Annotated in this window: 13 protein-coding genes; 12 read left to right on the top strand and 1 reads right to left on the bottom strand. The window is 27.1% G+C overall.

All coding sequences use genetic code 11. The annotated features are described in order from the left end of the window. Position 1: 1 nt before the first annotated feature. From ACNI28_RS03600 to ACNI28_RS03570, 7 genes are all read left to right on the top strand, one after another. Complete coding sequence (locus ACNI28_RS03600; RefSeq protein ID WP_419765609.1) at positions 2–595, top strand: acetyltransferase; 594 nt, start codon at positions 2–4, stop codon at positions 593–595. Positions 596–599: 4 nt separating this feature from the next. Then, entirely contained in the window at positions 600–1,706 is a 1,107-nt protein-coding gene (locus tag ACNI28_RS03595) for an aminotransferase class V-fold PLP-dependent enzyme (protein WP_419765607.1), read from the top strand. A 3-nt stretch (positions 1,707–1,709) separates the two neighbouring features. Further along, positions 1,710–3,440 (top strand): polysaccharide biosynthesis protein, encoded by a 1,731-nt coding sequence (locus ACNI28_RS03590; RefSeq protein WP_419765605.1) that lies wholly within the window; start codon positions 1,710–1,712, stop codon positions 3,438–3,440. A 134-nt stretch (positions 3,441–3,574) separates the two neighbouring features. Beyond that, on the top strand, positions 3,575–4,309 hold the full coding sequence (locus ACNI28_RS03585) for an MlaA family lipoprotein (RefSeq protein ID WP_419765603.1): 735 nt from the start codon (positions 3,575–3,577) through the stop codon (positions 4,307–4,309). 4 nt (positions 4,310–4,313) lie between these two features. Further along, complete coding sequence (locus ACNI28_RS03580; protein ID WP_419765601.1) at positions 4,314–4,901, top strand: Tgt2/MlaC family protein; 588 nt, start codon at positions 4,314–4,316, stop codon at positions 4,899–4,901. A 3-nt stretch (positions 4,902–4,904) separates the two neighbouring features. Then, on the top strand, positions 4,905–7,361 hold the full coding sequence (locus ACNI28_RS03575; RefSeq protein ID WP_419765599.1) for an efflux RND transporter permease subunit: 2,457 nt from the start codon (positions 4,905–4,907) through the stop codon (positions 7,359–7,361). 250 nt (positions 7,362–7,611) lie between these two features. Continuing rightward, positions 7,612–9,105 (top strand): TolC family protein, encoded by a 1,494-nt coding sequence (locus ACNI28_RS03570; RefSeq protein WP_419765598.1) that lies wholly within the window; start codon positions 7,612–7,614, stop codon positions 9,103–9,105. A gap of 12 nt (positions 9,106–9,117) precedes the next feature. Here ACNI28_RS03570 and ACNI28_RS03565 read toward each other — a convergent pair whose 3' ends face one another. Then, positions 9,118–9,849, bottom strand: a complete 732-nt coding sequence (locus tag ACNI28_RS03565) for a response regulator transcription factor (protein WP_419765596.1) — start codon at positions 9,847–9,849, stop codon at positions 9,118–9,120. Positions 9,850–9,939: 90 nt separating this feature from the next. Between ACNI28_RS03565 and ACNI28_RS03560 the strand changes: the two genes are divergently transcribed. The 5 genes from ACNI28_RS03560 to ACNI28_RS03540 are packed head-to-tail and all read left to right on the top strand — an operon-like array spanning position 9,940 to position 17,480. Continuing rightward, the gene (locus ACNI28_RS03560; RefSeq protein ID WP_419765594.1) at positions 9,940–12,279 is read left to right on the top strand and encodes a TolC family protein; all 2,340 of its coding nucleotides are present in this window, start codon (positions 9,940–9,942) and stop codon (positions 12,277–12,279) included. Positions 12,280–12,302: 23 nt separating this feature from the next. Further along, positions 12,303–14,471: a type I secretion system permease/ATPase gene (locus ACNI28_RS03555; RefSeq protein ID WP_419765592.1), complete on the top strand. Its 2,169-nt coding sequence runs from the start codon at positions 12,303–12,305 to the stop codon at positions 14,469–14,471. Next, positions 14,458–15,894, top strand: a complete 1,437-nt coding sequence (locus tag ACNI28_RS03550; protein WP_419765591.1) for an HlyD family type I secretion periplasmic adaptor subunit — start codon at positions 14,458–14,460, stop codon at positions 15,892–15,894. The genes ACNI28_RS03555 and ACNI28_RS03550 overlap by 14 nt, the downstream gene beginning before the upstream one ends. A 12-nt stretch (positions 15,895–15,906) precedes the next feature. Next, positions 15,907–16,668: a WG repeat-containing protein gene (locus ACNI28_RS03545; RefSeq protein ID WP_419765589.1), complete on the top strand. Its 762-nt coding sequence runs from the start codon at positions 15,907–15,909 to the stop codon at positions 16,666–16,668. 2 nt (positions 16,669–16,670) lie between these two features. Beyond that, positions 16,671–17,480, top strand: a complete 810-nt coding sequence (locus ACNI28_RS03540; RefSeq protein WP_419765588.1) for a sensor histidine kinase — start codon at positions 16,671–16,673, stop codon at positions 17,478–17,480. The last annotated feature ends 95 nt before the right edge of the window (positions 17,481–17,575 follow it).

The raw sequence follows: 17,575 nt of genomic DNA, 5'->3' as shown, positions 1-17,575 counted from the left end.
TATGAAATCGATTTATATATATGGTGCCAGTGGACATGGTTTAGTTGTTGCTGATATTGCAAGAAGTAATGGATATGATGATATTATTTTTGTAGATGATGGAAAAAATTCTTATCCAAGTTTTGAAAATATTAAAAAATCTAATCATATTCCAATAAGTTTTGGTATAGGAGATAATAACACTAGGAAAAAACTTTTTGAAAAAGTAAAGAAATATGACTTTAAAATTGTAAACTTAATACACCCTAGTGCTATCTTATCACCTAGTGTTATTTTAGAAGAAGGTACTGTAATTATGCCAAATGTAGTTGTAAATGCAAATTCAAAAATAGGAAAAGCAGTTATCTTAAACAGTGCTTCAATCATAGAGCATGAGTCTGTTATTGAAAATTTCGTACATATATCACCAAATGTAACGCTTGCTGGAAATGTAAAAATAAAACAATGTGCACATGTGGGATTAGGTTCTTGTATAATTCAAAGATTAACTATTGGTAAAAACTCTATAGTTGGTGCAGGTTCAGTAGTAGTAAAAAATATAAAAGATAATATAAAAGCCTATGGAAATCCATGTAGAGAAGTTGAGGAATTATAAAAGTATGAATAAAAGACTATTTTTAAGTGCACCACATATGAGTGGAAATGAATTAAAATATATAGAAAAAGTATTTGAAAGTAACTATATAGCTCCTTTAGGTGAATATGTGAATAAATTTGAAGAGAGTATTGTAAATTATACTAGTACAGAAAATGCACTTGCAGTTACAAGTGGAACGGCTGCTATTCATCTTGCTTTAAGAGTTTTAGGAGTAGGAAAAGAGGATGATGTCTTAGCTTCTACTTTTACATTTATAGGTTCTGTTAATGCTATCCTTTATCAAGGCGCAAATCCAGTTTTTATTGATAGTGATAAAAAGAGTTGGAATTTATGTCCAAATCTTCTCAAAGAGTATTTAAAAACAACTAAAAAGATGCCTAAAGCTTTGATAATAACGCATCTTTATGGAATGAGTGCAGATATCCAAAAAATTAGTAATATTTGTAAAGAGTATGGCATTTATTTAATAGAAGATGCAGCAGAGTCTTTGGGAGCTACTTTTAAAGATAAGCATACAGGTACTTTTGGAGACTTTGGAATATATAGCTTTAATGGGAATAAAATTCTTACTACAAGTGGTGGTGGTATGCTTGTAAGCTCGAATAAAGATTGGATTGAAAAAGCAAAATTTTATTCGACTCAAGCAAAAGAAAATTATATTCATTATGAACATAAAGAGTATGGCTATAACTATCGTATGTCAAATGTTCTTGCAGCTATTGGTGTAGCACAAATGGAAGTCATAGAAGATAGAGTTTTTAAAAAGAGAGAAATATTTTCATGGTATAAAGAGTATTTGATAGATGTAGAAGAGATAACTTTAATGCCAGAGCTTGAAAATAGTCGAGGTAACAGATGGCTTACAGCTTTAACTTTTGAGAAAACAGACCCACATAAAATAGTTGGAGCTCTTGAAGAAATTAATGTAGAATCAAGACCTCTTTGGAAGCCTATGCATATGCAGAAGTTGTTTGAACATAATAAAGTTTTTGTCGATGGAACAAGTGAAGAGTTATTTAAAAAAGGTCTGTGTGTAGCAAGCAGTACATGCATGACAAATGAAGATGTAAAAATAATATGTGATATTATAATAAAAAACTTAGGATAGTATATGTTTTATCTTGACAAACGTATCTTAAATATATTAGTTATTATAGTTTTAACTTTTATAACATTTTATTGGACATTTTTTATTTTTCATCAAAAACCTATTTTTAGTGTAATATTTGGAGTTATTACTGTAAGAGTTATTACTTCGTTTTTGATTTATAAAGATTATTCTCTTTCTTGGAGTAAATCTACACAAAGAACATTTTTAATTAAAAGTATGGTTTACATAAGTGCATTTGTTGTTTATTTACCTATTTTTTATGGAGAAGTTAGATTTGCTCTTCTTGCAAGTGAGCTTTTTTTATATCTATTTTCTATAAATTTTTTAATGTATTCATATAATTATTTTGTAAATAAAACAAAAACAATAAAAGATAAATCAGTGGTAATATATGGCGCGGGAAAAGCTGGAATCAAGTTAGGTGAAGAGTATAGAAATAGTCAATACAATATTAAATACTTTGTAGATGACTCTAAAACACTTCAAAAAAGAAGTGTAGATGGTATACAAATAATTTCAAAATCAAAACTTAAGAATAAAATTAAAAACAATAAATTTGACCTTTTAGTTATTGCAATGCCAAGTGCAAATAAAAGTAGAATAAAATTTATTTATGAAAAACTTAGCCCTTATTTTAAAACAATTAAAATACTGCCTTCTTTAAATGAGATACTTCAAGATAAAGATTTTTCAACACAGTTAAAAGATATTTCAGTTGAAGATTTACTTGCAAGGCATCCAAAAGATTTGGATAAAGATAAAATAGAGAATTTTATTAAAGATAAGATTGTATTAATTACTGGTGCTGGCGGAAGTATTGGAAGTGAAATAAGTAGACAGTGTAAAAAGTTTGGTGCAAAGCAACTGATATTATTAGATCACAGTGAATACAACCTTTATCAAATCGTCGAAGAATTGGCTGGTAACAATATAGTTCCTGTTATGCAGACAGTTAGAAATTTTGGTTTTATTGAAAATACATTTAAAAAATATAAACCACAAATTGTAATACATGCAGCTGCATACAAGCATGTACCATTGGTGGAAGATAATATATTAGAAGGTATCTCAAATAATATAATTGGAACCAAAAACTGCATAGATTTATCTATAAAATATGCGGTTGAAAAATTTGTATTAATTTCTACAGATAAAGCTGTTCGACCTACAAATGTTATGGGAACTACTAAGCGTATCTGCGAACTTTATTCCCAGAATGTAAAAAGTTCAAATACAGAGATAGTTGCAGTTAGATTTGGAAATGTTTTAGGAAGTAGCGGTAGTGTTATACCAAAATTTAAATCACAAATAGAACAAGGAAAGAATATCACAGTCACTCATCCTGATATTACTAGATATTTTATGCTTATACCAGAAGCTTGTGAACTTGTCCTTCAAGCAGCTTCAATAGGAAAAGGTGGAGAGATATTTATTTTAGATATGGGAGAGCCTATTAAAATAGTTGATTTAGCTAAAAAAATGATTGAATTAAGTGGTAGAGATGAGATACAGATTGAGTATTGCGGATTAAGACCTGGTGAAAAATTATATGAAGAGCTTCTTATGGATGATAGTGATAAAAGAACTGATTATGAATCAATTACAGTTGCAAGTTCAACAAAACTTGATATAAACTTATTAAATAAAAAAATAGAAGAGCTCTTAGTAAGTGATGATAAAATAAAAGTTTTAAAAGAGATAGTTCCTGAATTCAATCACAAATTAAATTAAACTTCCAAGAAGTGAGTATAAACTATACAAAGTTTTTTAATTCTTTAAAGATAACTTTTATGCAGATAATTTTATGAGCTAATAATTAAAGTTATAATATAATCCAAAAATTAAAAATAAACTTAGGACTGCAATTGAAGAATGTTATTTTTACCATAATTTTGTTATTTAATGCTGCTTTAGCATCAGATACAATCAATAGTGACTTTTCAGATGAATTTAATGATAAAAAGTTAGAGGTTTTTGATCCATTGAGTGGATATAACAGAGTAATGACTTCATTTAATGACAAGGTTTACATATATGTATTTGACCCTGTAACACGAGGATATAAAACAGTTATGCCAGAAGTTGCAAGAACTGGTGTTTCAAATTTCTTTGATAATCTTTTATTTCCAATTAGATTTGTAAATAATTTATTACAATTCAAATTTGAAAATAGTGCTGAAGAGTTAGGTAGATTTCTAGTAAATAGCACTTTTGGATTATTGGGATTTATGGACCCCGCAAGTGAAGAACTTGGCTGGGAAGCTCATGATGAAGATTTTGGACAAACATTGGGGTTTTATGGAATGGGTTCAGGATTTCATATCGTTTTACCTATTTTAGGGCCTTCTAATTTAAGAGATACTTTTGGATTAGTTGCTAGTGCTTATGTTTCTCCTTTAAATGATATGGGAGATAGTGACCTAAAATATAAAATTCCAAATAATAGTGAACAAACAATTTATATATCAACTTCAAATAATATAAATAAAAATTCATTTACTTTAGGAAGATATCAAGATCTTAAAAAAGATGCATTAGATTTATATCCATTTTTAAGAAATATATATGAACAAAAAAGAGAAAAAGAGATTAAGGAATAATTTTATGTATATGAAGAAAGTTTTATTTTTACTAATTTCATTATTTGTCTTTTCAAATAATCTATTTGCACTTGAAGAGTCTAAAATAAAAGAGATAATGCAAGCAAAAATTGATACAGTAATTGAAATATTACAAGAAAAAACTCAAACAAAGTTGGAAAAAACAGAAAAGATTTTTTTAATTATGGATGAAGTTTTTGATTATAAAATTATGTCTCAAATTGCATTAGGAAGTGATTGGAAAAATCTATCAAGTCAAGAAAAAGATGAGTTTACAAAGCTTTTTGAACTAAGGTTAAAAAATTCATATATTGATAAGCTAGACCTTTATACAAATCAAAAGATCGAAATAAATGATTTAGAAAAAATAAATCCTAAAAGAATCAAACTATTAACTTACTTAATAGGAAAAGATGATAAATATGAGATAGAGTATAAGTTTTTTAAAGCAACAGATAATAATTGGCTAATTTATGATGTTAATATAATCGGTGTTAGTATTATGCAGACATACAGACAGCAGTTTTCGGGATATCTGAAAAATAACAGTTTTAAAGATTTATTGGTTAGTTTAAACGGTTCAAATAAGTAGTTTATGAAATCATTTTTCGATAGATTTATTATAAACAGTCCTAAAAGTGTTCTTTTGGGGCTGTTTGTAATTATTGCAGTTCTAGGTTATTTTTCTACCAAATTAGAAATAGATGCCTCTTCTCAAACTCTTATGTTAGAAAATGACAAAGATTTAAAACTAACAAGACAAATAAATAAAAGATACAATAATAGTGACATCTTAGTTTTAACACTTACTCCTAAAGATGACCTGCTATCTCAAAAAACTATTGATTTAATAAAAGCTATTTCAAGTGATTTGGAAAATCTTTCTCGCGTAGATTCAGTAACTTCAATTTTGACAGTACCTATGCTTCAATCTCCTGTAAGAGAGATAAAAGACCTAGTTGATAAAGTATATCTATTAGAAGATAAAGAGGTAGATAAAAAGCTTGCAAAAAAAGAGTTTCTAACTAGTCCCTTATATAAAAATGCACTTGTAAGTGCTGATTTTAAGACAACTTCGTTAGTGATTAACCTAACAAGAGATAATAAATATTTTGAGTTTATAGAAAAAAGAAATAACTTAATACAAAAACAAAGAGATGGTTCTATTTCAAAAGTTGAAGAAGAACAACTAGATACATTAAAAACTGAATTTAAAACTTACAGGGATAGATTAAGAGAATTAGAACATCAAAATATTCTAAAAGTAAGAGCAATAATTAAAAAGTATGAAAATCAGGTCACGCTATTTTTAGGTGGTGTTACTATGATTGCTGATGATATTATTGGTTTTGTAAAAAATGATTTACTAATTTATGGTTCTAGTTTAGTTTTAATTTTAATCACAGTTTTATGGGTAATCTTTAGACAAATTGTATGGATAACTTTGCCCATCTTAATTTGTACACTTTCAGTAGTTGCAACTTCAGGATTACTTGGATTGTTTGCATGGGAAATAACTGTTATCTCTTCAAACTTTATAGCACTTCAACTTATTATTACTATTTCTATAGTTCTGCACTTGATTGTAAGATATAGAGAACTTAGTGGAAAGTTTAAACATCCTTCTCAATATAAATTAGTAATTAACACAATTTTATCAAAACTAAACCCATCATTTTTTGCTATTATTACTACAATAGCAGGTTTTGGGTCACTTGTTTTTTCTGGAATTCATCCTGTTATAAATTTAGGTTGGATGATGAGTGCAGGTATTGCTATGTCATTACTTATATCTTTTATTGTTTTTCCTGCAGTTATGATAATGTGTGAAATTAAAAGACCACATAAACAGCTTCAAAACAACTCATCTTTGACAACAATCACTTCATATATTGTAGAAAAAAAACCAAAATATATTTTTATTGCAACTGGAATTATTATACTATTTAGTATTTCTGGAACTATGAAGTTAAAAGTAGAAAATTCATTTATAAATTATTTTAAAAAAGATACGCAAATATACAAAGGTATGGAAGTAATCGATAAAAAACTAGGTGGTACTACACCTTTAGATGTGATTATAGATTTTAAAGTAGAAGAAAAAAAAGAAGATGTTTCCTTTGATGAGTTTTCATTTGAAGATGAGTTTCAAGCAACTTCAAATGATGCTCAATATTGGTTCACTCAGAATAAAATGGATTTGATTATGAAAGTTCATGATTATTTAGAAAGTTTAGATTCTGTTGGCAATGTGCAATCCTTGGCAACACTTCTAAAAGTAGGTAAGACATTAAATAATGATGTAAATTTAGATGGCTTTAAATTAGCACTTTTATATAATAAACTACCTGAAAAATATAAAAACTTAATACTATCTCCTTATATAAATATTGAGAATAATCAAGCAAGGTTTAATGTAAGAATAAAAGATTCCAACCCAGACTTACGAAGAAATGAATTTTTACAAAAAATCAAAAAAGATTTAGCTCAAATAATTCCCTCAAATGTGGCAAGTTATAAATTAACAAACCTTATGGTTTTGTATAATAATATGCTTCAATCACTCTTTGACTCACAAATCAAAACTTTAGGTTTTGTTGTGGCTATTTTGTTTTTGATGTTTATTATTCTTTTTAGGTCATTGAAAATCGCTTTTATAGCTATTATTACAAATATTGTGCCAATAGGTATAGTTTTTGGAATTATGGGATGGCTTGGCATTCCTTTAGATATTATGACCATCACAATTGCTGCAATAAGTATAGGAATAGGTGTTGATGATACAATACATTACATTCATCGTTTTAAAGAAGAGTACAAAAAAGACCACAACTATGTGGAGGCCATGAAAAGATCCCATGCTAGTATTGGATATGCCATGTATTATACTACTTTGGCTGTTGTACTAGGATTCTCAATCTTAGTGTTATCCAATTTGATACCTACAATATATTTTGGACTTTTAACTGTGATAGTTATGATTACAATACTTAGTTCTGCTTTATTATTACTACCAAGACTTTTAATAATCTTCAAACCATATAATAATTAGTTTTTAAATTCTCGCAATTGATACAAGTTTGACACTACCTTTCTTTATAATCTAGACTTCATTTCATTTTAAATAATTAAATAAATTCTTTAATTACAAATATTTGACTACAAAAGGCTGAAAAGACACCTTGTTAAATAACTATATAGCTTATTAATTACTTTAAAAATACTTTTTAGTTTGTTTTAATTGTTTTATTATTATAATAACATCTTTTATTATTAAAAATAGATAACTTTAAGGAATTACTTTGAAAAATAAATCTTTTATTTATTTGATTGTACTGTTAATCACTACATTAAGTTTAAATGCTGTAAGTTTAAAAGAAACAGTCTCTAAAGTAATGATAAATAATCCAACTATTCAAGCAGAGCTACTACATCAAAAAGGTTATGGAAAATACGTTGATGATGCAAAAAGCAATTATTTACCAACACTTGATTTGAATACATATCTTCAAAGTGGTAAAGAAAATCAAGATAGAAAATCAATTGCCAATGATGGTAAATGGCAAAGAGTAGATGGCTACAATGCAGAAATAGTATTAAGACAATATATCTATGATGGAGGAATAACTCCATCAAAGGTACGTCAAGCAAAGCATGAAGATTTATCCAATAGATATAGAAGTTTTGATTCTATTCAAAAGACAGTTTTAGAATCAATACAAATATATAATAATTTGGTAAAAAGTGATGAAAAACTTAGATTAACAAGAAACATGGTTGAGACAAATGAAGAAAATATGAATATTGCAAAACAAAATGAGCAAATAAGTGGTGAAGTTTTAGAGACATATCAAGTATCATCAAAACTTCACTTTGTAGCTGATAGGTATTTAGTTGAAGAAGATAATAAGGATACAGCAATAGCTTCTTATCAAAGGTATGTTGGTATTAAACCTAAAGGAAAAACTTGTAGACCAGTTATAGATGAGTCAAAGATTCCAAAAAGCTTGCAAGAGGCTCTAAAAATTGCAATTTTAAATAATAATAGAATATTAGAACAAATAGAAAAAATAAAAGCACAAAGGGAAAAAATTGCTCAAACAAAAGGAGAGTTTTTACCTAAATTAAATCTTGAATTTAAAGCATCAATAGACAAGGATTTAGATTTAGCAGAGGATGGCAAATCTAAAAGTTATTATGGAAGATTAAATTTTAATTGGAATTTATTTAATGGAAATAAAGATAAAAATGCTACACAGCAAGAAAGAATTTTTTTAAATGAACAAAAAAAGAATTTAGATGATATTACAGAAGAGATAGTTTCTCAAGTAAAATCTTTATATGGAAAACATCTAAAATATAAAGCAAGAGTTATAGAAATACAGAACTACGTACAAGCAAATGTAAATATTGTAGATGTATATAAAGACCAGTTTATGGCAGGAACTAGAACATTTATTGATATATTAAACGCCCAAAGTGAACTATATGAATCAATAAAAACCTTGATTGATTTAGAATACATTTTACTAGATAATTATTATCAGTTATTGTATAACTTCTCTTCCTTAACGAATAGTATTCTCTCTTCAAAAAATCAAAATTGTGAAGAGGTAGAACCTAGACAAATAGAGTTTAAAGCAAAAGAACAAAATAAAGATATGGAGTTGAAACTTGAAGATTTAATCAGTGATACAGAGAGTCCAATAATTGAATCATATAACTTAACACATAAAGAAGATACCATTATGAGGGATATTGAAACAGCAATTACTGCAATAGATACAAAAAATTAAATACAATTTTCTTTAGTTATTGTATTGAATTTTATATCCAAATCCTGATATATTTTTAATACTATTTTTACCTATTTTTTTTCGCAATTTATTTAAAAGATTTTTTAAAGCAGAATCTGTTGCACAAGCATCATCTTCCCATATATGTTCTTTTATCTCTTCTTGTGAGATGACTCTTTGATCGTGAATTATTAGATATTCCAATAATTCAATCTCTTTTAATGTTAATGCTATTTTATTCTCTTCATTTATTCTATATAGATTTTTTTCAATAAAATTATAAAAAATTTCATTTTCAAATTTTAAAAGGTATTTTCCATCCTCTATTATCTCATCTGCAACTTTATGCAAAGCACTCTGTAAAATATTAAAATCAATAGGTTTTACTAAATAATCAACAAGTTTTAATCTAGTAGCTTCAAGTAAGTAATCTTTGTCTGTGGAAGCACTTAGTAAAATCACAGGTATTTTTTGATCAAACTTTCGAACCTCTTTCACAAAGTCAATACCATTTTGTTTTGGTAGATTAATATCACAAATAATTAAATTAATTTTTTTATTTTTTAAAACTTCTAAAGCACCTTTTGTATCAGGAAGGTCGATAATATCATTTACCAGTAACTTTAGAGTTTTTATCATGTTTATTCTAATATTTTCTTCATCTTCAATATATAATAAACTTAACTCTTTTAAAATCTTGTTTTTTAGTAATTTATTATTTTTTCTTGTCAGTTCGTTTATCATTTATTAACCTTTTTTAGGTATACTATCAACTATATTGTAAACATAAGTATATAATAAAATAATTTATATTTGAATATTTTAGGAAAGAAATTGAGAAAAAGTTTTTATTTAGCCATAATAATCTATTTTACTTTAATAATAAACTTAAATGCTGTAAGCCTAAAAGACACAATCTCAAAAGTAATAACAAATAACCCAAATGTATTATCAGAGCTTCAAAATCAACAAGGGTATAAAAAATATGTTGATGATGCAGAGGGCAATTATTTACCCACATTAGACCTTGATGCATACTTAGAAAGTGGCAAAGAAAATCTTGATAGAAAAAGTTCTGCTACAGATGGAGAATGGAGTAGAAAAGATGGATATAATGCTGCAATTACTTTTAGACAATATCTTTATGATGGTGGAATAACTCCTTCTCAAGTAAGTCAAGCAAGACATGAAGAGTTAGCCAATAGATATAGAAGTTTTAATGCAATTGAGACAACAGTATTTGAAGCTGTCAAAATATATACAGAATTAGTAAAAAGTGATGAAAAGTTAAAGCTTACTAAAAATATGGTTGAGACAAATGAAGAAAATATGAACACTGCAAAAGAGAATGAAGAAATAAGTGGTGAAGTATTGGAAACATATCAAGTAGCCTCAAAACTACATTTTGTTGCTGACAGATATGTAGAAGAAGAAGACAAAAAAGATACAGCAATAGCTTCATATGTTAGATATGTAGGAAGTAAACCAAAGGGTAGAACATGCAGACCCGTTATAGATGAAACAAAAATCCCTAAAACAGTTGAAGAAGCTATAAAACTTGCAATACTTAATAACTATAAAATTCAAGAACAAATAGAAAAAATAAAAACACAAAGAGAAAAAATAGCTCAAATAAAAGGTGAGTTTTTACCAAAACTAAATCTTGAACTTAAGGCTTCTATTGATGAAGATTTAGACTTAACAGAAGATGGAACAACAAAAAACTTTTATGCAAGATTAAATTTAAATTGGAACTTGTTTAATGGTAATAAAGATAAAGTTATTACAGAACAAGAGAGAATTTTTTTAAATGAACAAAAAAAGAACTTAGATGAGATTACAAATGAAATAATTGCACAAATAAAATCATTGTATGGAAAACATGAAAAGTATCAAGCAAGAATGATTGAAATTGAAAAGTATGTGAAAGCAAATGTAAATATTGTAGATGTATACAGAGATCAATTTTTAGCAGGTACAAGAACTTTTATAGATATATTAAATGCGCAAAGTGAACTCTTTGAATCAATAAAAACATTGATAGATTTGGAATATATAGCAGTAAATAACTACTACGAACTATTATATAACTTCTCTTCTTTGACAGAGAGTATACTCTCTTCAAAAAATCAAAACTGTGAAGAGATAGAACCTAGAATAATAGAGTTTTCTGCAAAAAAACAGAATAAAGAAACACAATCTGAGCTTAGTGATTTAATTAGTGATATGGATAGTTCATTAATTGAATCTTTTAATTTAAGTCAAGATGAATACAAAAATATTGAACATATAGATAATAAAACAAAAGTAGAAAAAAAAGTAGTTAAAAAAATAGATAAATTAGAAAACGAAAAAAAAGCAAAAGAGTTAAAACAAGATGAGATAAAAGAAACAAAGGATAACTATACTATTAATATAGCAAGTTTTTCCTCAATGAAAAGAGCCAAAAACTTTTTATCAAAAAATGACTTTTCCAATAAAGCATTTCTATATACAAAAGGTACAGATAAAATTAATTTTAGAGTTGCCTATGGAGTTTATAAAACTTTTGCTGAAGCAAAATTAGACATGAAGAATTTTAATGAAGAAATATTAAGAAATAAACCATTTATAAGCAAAATAAAAAAAGATCAAGAAAAAACAGTAGTAAAAAAACATGACAAAGACATAGAAGCTAAACTTAGTGAGTCAAATGAAACTGAGACTAAAAATAAATTAGCTAGTAATGAAATAAAAGAACCAATTATAGAAGAATCTAAAAAAAAAGACTTGGAACAATTAGTAGATGAAGCACAACAACTTTTAAATAATGAACCCTTAGAAAATAAAGATATTGAAGCTTTAAAAAATGAGCTTGCAAAAGAAAATATTGAAAAATCAAAAACTACAAATTTTTTGTTAGCTGCTTCAAAAGATGAGTTTACTATTAATTTAGCTACCTTTAGTGCATTAGAAAAAGCACAAGATTTTGTCCTAGAAAATAAATTGATTGACAATGCCTTTGTTTATGAATTTGGAGCAGATAAAAAATATGCTAAAGTTATATACGGTATTTATAAAACTTCAAAAGAGGCACAAGTGGATATTAATAATTTTAATAAAAATATTTTAAAAAATAAACCAATTATAAATAGAGTTAAAAAGCATCAAGAGTTGTATAAAAAATATAATTAATAAACTTACAAAAAAGGGCTAACTTGAGTAATACAGAAAACAATGAACGTGATTTACATACATTGCAAGATAGACGAGAAGTTGATACTTTATTAGAGTGTTTACTTTTTTTAGCTAAATACCATAAAAGAGAAACTTCTGCTGATTCTTTAAAGTTTAATCTACCTATTCACAATAGATCTTTTGATGTACCTATGTTTATTAAGGCTTCTAAAAGAATAGGGCTAACTACAAAAATTGTAGAAAGAAAAAGTATTGAAAAACTCACTAAACTAGCTTTACCAGTTGTTTTATTATTGGAAAAAGATAGATCTTGTGTCCTTTTGGATTATGATGTAAAGAATTCAAGTGCAAAAGTTATACTTCCAGGTGTTAGTTCTGGTGAGACTGAACTTCCTTTGGATAAATTAAACTCTGAATTTACAGGTGAAGTAATAATCATAAAACCTGAGTTTAATTTTAATAATAGATTAGATAAAGAGATTCTTGTAGAGACACCAAAAGAGTGGTTTTGGGGCACTTTATTTAGAAATAAAGCTATTTACAATCAAGTAATAGTAGTATCACTATTTATAAATATTTTTATACTAGCAACTCCATTATTTACAATGAATGTTTATGATAGAGTTCTGCCAAATAACGCAATTGAGACAATGTGGGTACTTTTTATTGGTATTAGTGTTGTGATGTTATTTGATTTTTTAATGAAGATTTTAAGGTCCTACTTTTTAGGAATTGCAAGTAAAAGAACAGATACAATTATTTCAAATAGAATTTTTAACCATGTACTAAATATCAAAATTGATTCAAAGCCAGCATCAACAGGACAGTTTGTTAGTAGATTGCAATCTTTTGAAAGTGTTAGAGAGTTTTTTACAAGTGCAACAATTGCAGCTTTAGTTGACTTTCCTTTTGCTATATTATTTTTAATTGTTATATTTTATATTGCTGGACCCTTAGTATTAATTACCCTTGCAACAGTGATAATCTCAATACTTTTATCTTGGTATATGCAAAGACCTTTAAAAACAATTATTGAAAAATCTGTTAAAGAAGAGCAGATAAAACAGACTACCCTAATAGAAACAGTCACTGGACTAGAGATTATAAAAAGTGTTAAAGCACAAAACAGAATGAGAACAAACTGGGATCACAGCGTTGGAAAAACAGTACACTATGCAGATAAAGGACAGTTTTTATCTCAAAGTATAAGTTTCTTTACAGCTTTTCTTTCACAATTTTCAAATATAGCAATAGTTGCAGGTGGAGTTTATTTGGCAAGTAAAGGTGATATTACTATGGGTGCAATTATTGCTGCTATGATGTTAAACGGAAGAACAATCGCTCCTGTTTCTCAGCTAGTATCCTTGATAGTTAGATATGATAAAACAATGCTTTCTTTGAATAATTTAGATGAAATTATGAAAATGCCTGTTGAAAAAGATAAGAAAAACTATATAAGTAGACCAGATTTAAATGGAAATATAGAGTTTAAGAATGTTGATTTTGCATATAAAGAGAGTAATTATCAGATTTTAAAAAATTTAGACCTTACAATTAAAAAGGGAGAAAGAGTTGCAATCTTAGGAAAAATAGGAACTGGTAAATCTACTCTTTTAAAGCTTATTATGAACCTTTATGAACCTAAAAATGGCTCAGTTTTAGTAGATGGCGTTGATGTGCGACAAATAGATCCTATTGATTTAAGAAGTTCTATTGGAGTTGTACCTCAAGAGCCATTTTTATTTATGGGAACAATAAAAGATAATATTACAATTGGGGAACAGTATGTATCTGATGAAGAGTTATTACAGGTATCAAAAGTAGCTGGGCTAGATGAGTTTTTAGGAAAACATGAAGCAGGTTTTGATTTAATGGTAGGAGAAAGAGGTGATGGACTAAGTGGAGGTGAAAAACAAAGTGTAACACTTGCTCGTGCACTTATTTCTGATCCAAACTATTTGATACTAGATGAACCTACTAATTCTATGGATAGCCAAACAGAAAAAGCTTTCATAGATAAGTTGAAAAATATCATTTTAGATAAAACTGTTATTGTAGTTACTCATAAAACATCTATATTAGAACTTGTTGACAGAGCAATTATATTAGACAATGGAAAAATAGTTTTTGATGGTCCCAAAGAAGATTTATATAAATTAAATAAAGGTGGCAGTAATGAACAAGAATAAGCAATCGCCACAGAAAGTAAAATCAAAAGAAAAAAGTAGTGGATTTTTTGGTTGGTTTAAGAAACTTTATGGATTAAAAGGTGATGAAAACGAAGATTTAGAATTTATTTATACAAGTTATTCAAATGCAAACGAGAGTCCAAGTAAGAGATCGAATGTTTTGTTTTTATTTATAACATCTTTTGTTACTATAGCAATAGTTTGGGCAGCAGTAGCTGAACTTGATGAGTTAGCAAGAGGTAATGGAAAAGTAATACCAACTGATAAAATACAAAAAGTACAATCCTTAGATGGAGGGATAATTTCTGAAATCTTAGTCAAAGAGGGACAAATAGTAAAAAAAGGTGCCCCTCTTATGAAAATAGATACTACAAGATTTCAAGCAACCTTAGAAGAGAGTAAGCAAGAGTATTTAAGTTTGTTAGCTATTAAAGAGAGATTGAAGATTGAAGCAAATCTTGATTTAAATAAAAATTTGCCAGAATTGAAATTCCCCGAAGAAGTTATGCAAGATCGTTCACGGTATGATATTTTAGAAAAAACTTTATTAATAAATAGATTCAATGAATTAAAATCATCAGTTAGAGTTTTAGAGACACAAGTTGGACAAAAAGAACAAGAGTTAAAAGAGATAGAAAATACCATCAAAAACTTAAGTAAGAGTTATAAGTTAATTAAAGAGCAAAGAGTTACTATACAAAAACTAGTAAATAGAGGCGTAAAGTCAAAATATGAATTGCTAGATATTGAAAAAGAGTTTAACAAAGTTGCAGGTGATTTAGAGGCTGCTTTATTATCTGTAAAAAGGTCAAAACTTGCTATTTCTGAAGCTAAAAATAGAATGGCAGAAAAGATAAACTCTTTTAAAGCAGAAGCCTCTAAAACACTTCAAAAAACTGCAAGTGAAATAAATAAGTTTGAAGCCAGGTTAATTGGAGATAAGGATAAAGTTGCAAAAACAACAATAAGCTCTCCTGTTGATGGGATTGTAAAACAGTTATATTATAATACTATTGGGGGAGTTGTTCAGCCAGGTATTGATTTAATAGAAATTGTCCCACAGAGTAATCTTTTAGTTGTAGAAGCAAAAATTGACCCAAGAGATATTGCCTTTATAAATCCAAGTCAAAAAGCAATAATAAAAATAACTGCATATGATTTTTCTGTTTATGGTGGACTTGATGGACAAATTATAGAGATATCAGCAGATAGTATCATTGATAAAGAATCAAAAGAGGGTAAAAGTTATTATAGAGTTTTAGTAAAAGCAGAAAAAAACTATTTAGAGAGAAATGGAGTAAAACTTCCAATTATACCAGGTATGGTGGCTTCTGTTGATATTATTACAGGTAAAAAAACTATACTTGATTTTATATTAAAACCGATTTTAAAAGCTAAACAAAATGCTTTGCATGAAAGATAAAAAGGAAATTTTATGAAAAAACTTTTTTGTATTTTTGTATTTTTATTACTTATTATATTTAATGGTTGTTCATCAAAAAGTGAGTCAATTATTGTTTCCAATGATAGCAAGTATATGTTGTATGAAGAATCAAATTCAGATATCCAAAAAAATAGTTATGATGAAATGTCTGTCTTAGATAGCGTAGATGAAAAAAACGTTTATACAGAGCATCCACATCTTCTTAATTTTCATTGGATTCATAATAGTTATGGAAAACTTTATTCAATAGTTAAAAAAGATGGAAAATATGGAATTATAAATGAAAAAAATGAGTTTTTGTTAAATCCAAACTATGAAACTATATCAACTATTTATAATGGATTTTTTATTATCAAAAAAGATAATAAATATGGATACTTAAATGAGAAGTTTAAAGTTGTACAAGAGCCGTTATTTTTAGATGCAAAAGAGTTTTCAAATAGTGTTGCTTTTGTAAAGTTTCCAAATAAAAAATGGGGATGTATCTCTAATAAAATGAAAGTTTTACTTGAAGGAAAATTTGATGAAATCTTCCCTTTTATAAATTCATATGCAAGAATTATAAACAATGATAAATGGGGTTTTATAAATCAAAAATGTGAAGTTGTGGTTGAAGCAAAGTATGATTTTGTAAATAATTTTTATTCAGATTTTACAAAAGTTGTTTTAGATGAAAAAGTAGGATACATAGGAAAAGATGGAAAAGAGATTGTTACTCCAACTTTTACAAGTGGCCAAAATTTTAATGAGTAAGCATGAATAAAGGAAAAGAAGCAAAATTCTATGAACTTTTAAAAAAGAATAAAGAGTTACAAAATATTATTAATAAAGAAATAGAAAAAAATAGAGAAAAAGATAAAATAATGTTTTCTCAAAATAAAATGGCTGCATTGGGAGAAATGTTAAATAATATTTCTCATCAGTGGAGGCAGCCGCTTATGGAGTTGTCTTCTTTATTTATTCCTCTTGAGGGTAAAATAAATTTAGGTATTAAGTTTGAGCAAGAAGAAATAAAAGAGTCAATTGAAAAGTTAAATGAGATAACAAAGTATATGTCAAATACAATAGATGACTTTAGGAATTTTTTTGCTACAAATAAAGAGACAAGTGAATTTAAACTTTTAGAACAAATTAATATTGCGTATAAACTAATGAGTGGAAGTTTTAAAGCAAATAATATTTCACTTGAAATATTTGTAAGTAAAAATCCTATAGTACATGGCTATAAAAACGAGTATACACAAGTTTTAATAAATCTACTTAATAATGCAAAAGATGCTTTAATACAGCGAAAAATAGAAAATCCTAAAATAATAATAAGAGTAAAAGAGTATGAAGATGAGATTATTTTAAACATTGAAGATAATGCTGGTGGAATAAGTGTAAGTCCACTTGAAGAGATATTTAAACCCTTTTTTACCCATGGAAAGAAAAATGGTACAGGCATTGGACTTTTTATGTCAAAGCTAATTATAGAAAATAATATGCATGGAAAACTTTTAGTTAATAATACTAATAATGGTGCAGAATTTAAAATTATCACTTACAAAAACCAAAAGAAATAAGCCACACAAAACAAATAATAAAAGAAATTATGAAATAATTTAGATTTTTATAATATAGAGACTTTTTAGAGACTTTTTTTTCATATAATTAATGA

Origin of the sequence: Arcobacter denitrificans (SeqCode), assembly GCF_048571185.1 — a bacterium.
Lineage (GTDB): Bacteria > Campylobacterota > Campylobacteria > Campylobacterales > Arcobacteraceae > Arcobacter > Arcobacter denitrificans.
The sequence above is the reverse complement of the archived record's forward strand: the minus strand, read 5'-3'. Positions and strand labels throughout refer to the sequence as shown.

Excerpts from the sequence above, each read along its gene's own strand:
- ACNI28_RS03600 (WP_419765609.1), top strand. The coding sequence starts at position 2 with ATGAAATCGATTTATATATATGGTGCCAGTGGACATGGTTTAGTTGTT.
- ACNI28_RS03595 (WP_419765607.1), top strand. The coding sequence starts at position 600 with ATGAATAAAAGACTATTTTTAAGTGCACCACATATGAGTGGAAATGAA.
- ACNI28_RS03590 (WP_419765605.1), top strand. The coding sequence starts at position 1,710 with ATGTTTTATCTTGACAAACGTATCTTAAATATATTAGTTATTATAGTT.
- ACNI28_RS03580 (WP_419765601.1), top strand. The coding sequence starts at position 4,314 with ATGTATATGAAGAAAGTTTTATTTTTACTAATTTCATTATTTGTCTTT.
- ACNI28_RS03575 (WP_419765599.1), top strand. The coding sequence starts at position 4,905 with ATGAAATCATTTTTCGATAGATTTATTATAAACAGTCCTAAAAGTGTT.
- ACNI28_RS03565 (WP_419765596.1), bottom strand. The coding sequence starts at position 9,849 with ATGATAAACGAACTGACAAGAAAAAATAATAAATTACTAAAAAACAAG.
- ACNI28_RS03550 (WP_419765591.1), top strand. The coding sequence starts at position 14,458 with ATGAACAAGAATAAGCAATCGCCACAGAAAGTAAAATCAAAAGAAAAA.
- ACNI28_RS03545 (WP_419765589.1), top strand. The coding sequence starts at position 15,907 with ATGAAAAAACTTTTTTGTATTTTTGTATTTTTATTACTTATTATATTT.
- ACNI28_RS03540 (WP_419765588.1), top strand. The coding sequence starts at position 16,671 with ATGAATAAAGGAAAAGAAGCAAAATTCTATGAACTTTTAAAAAAGAAT.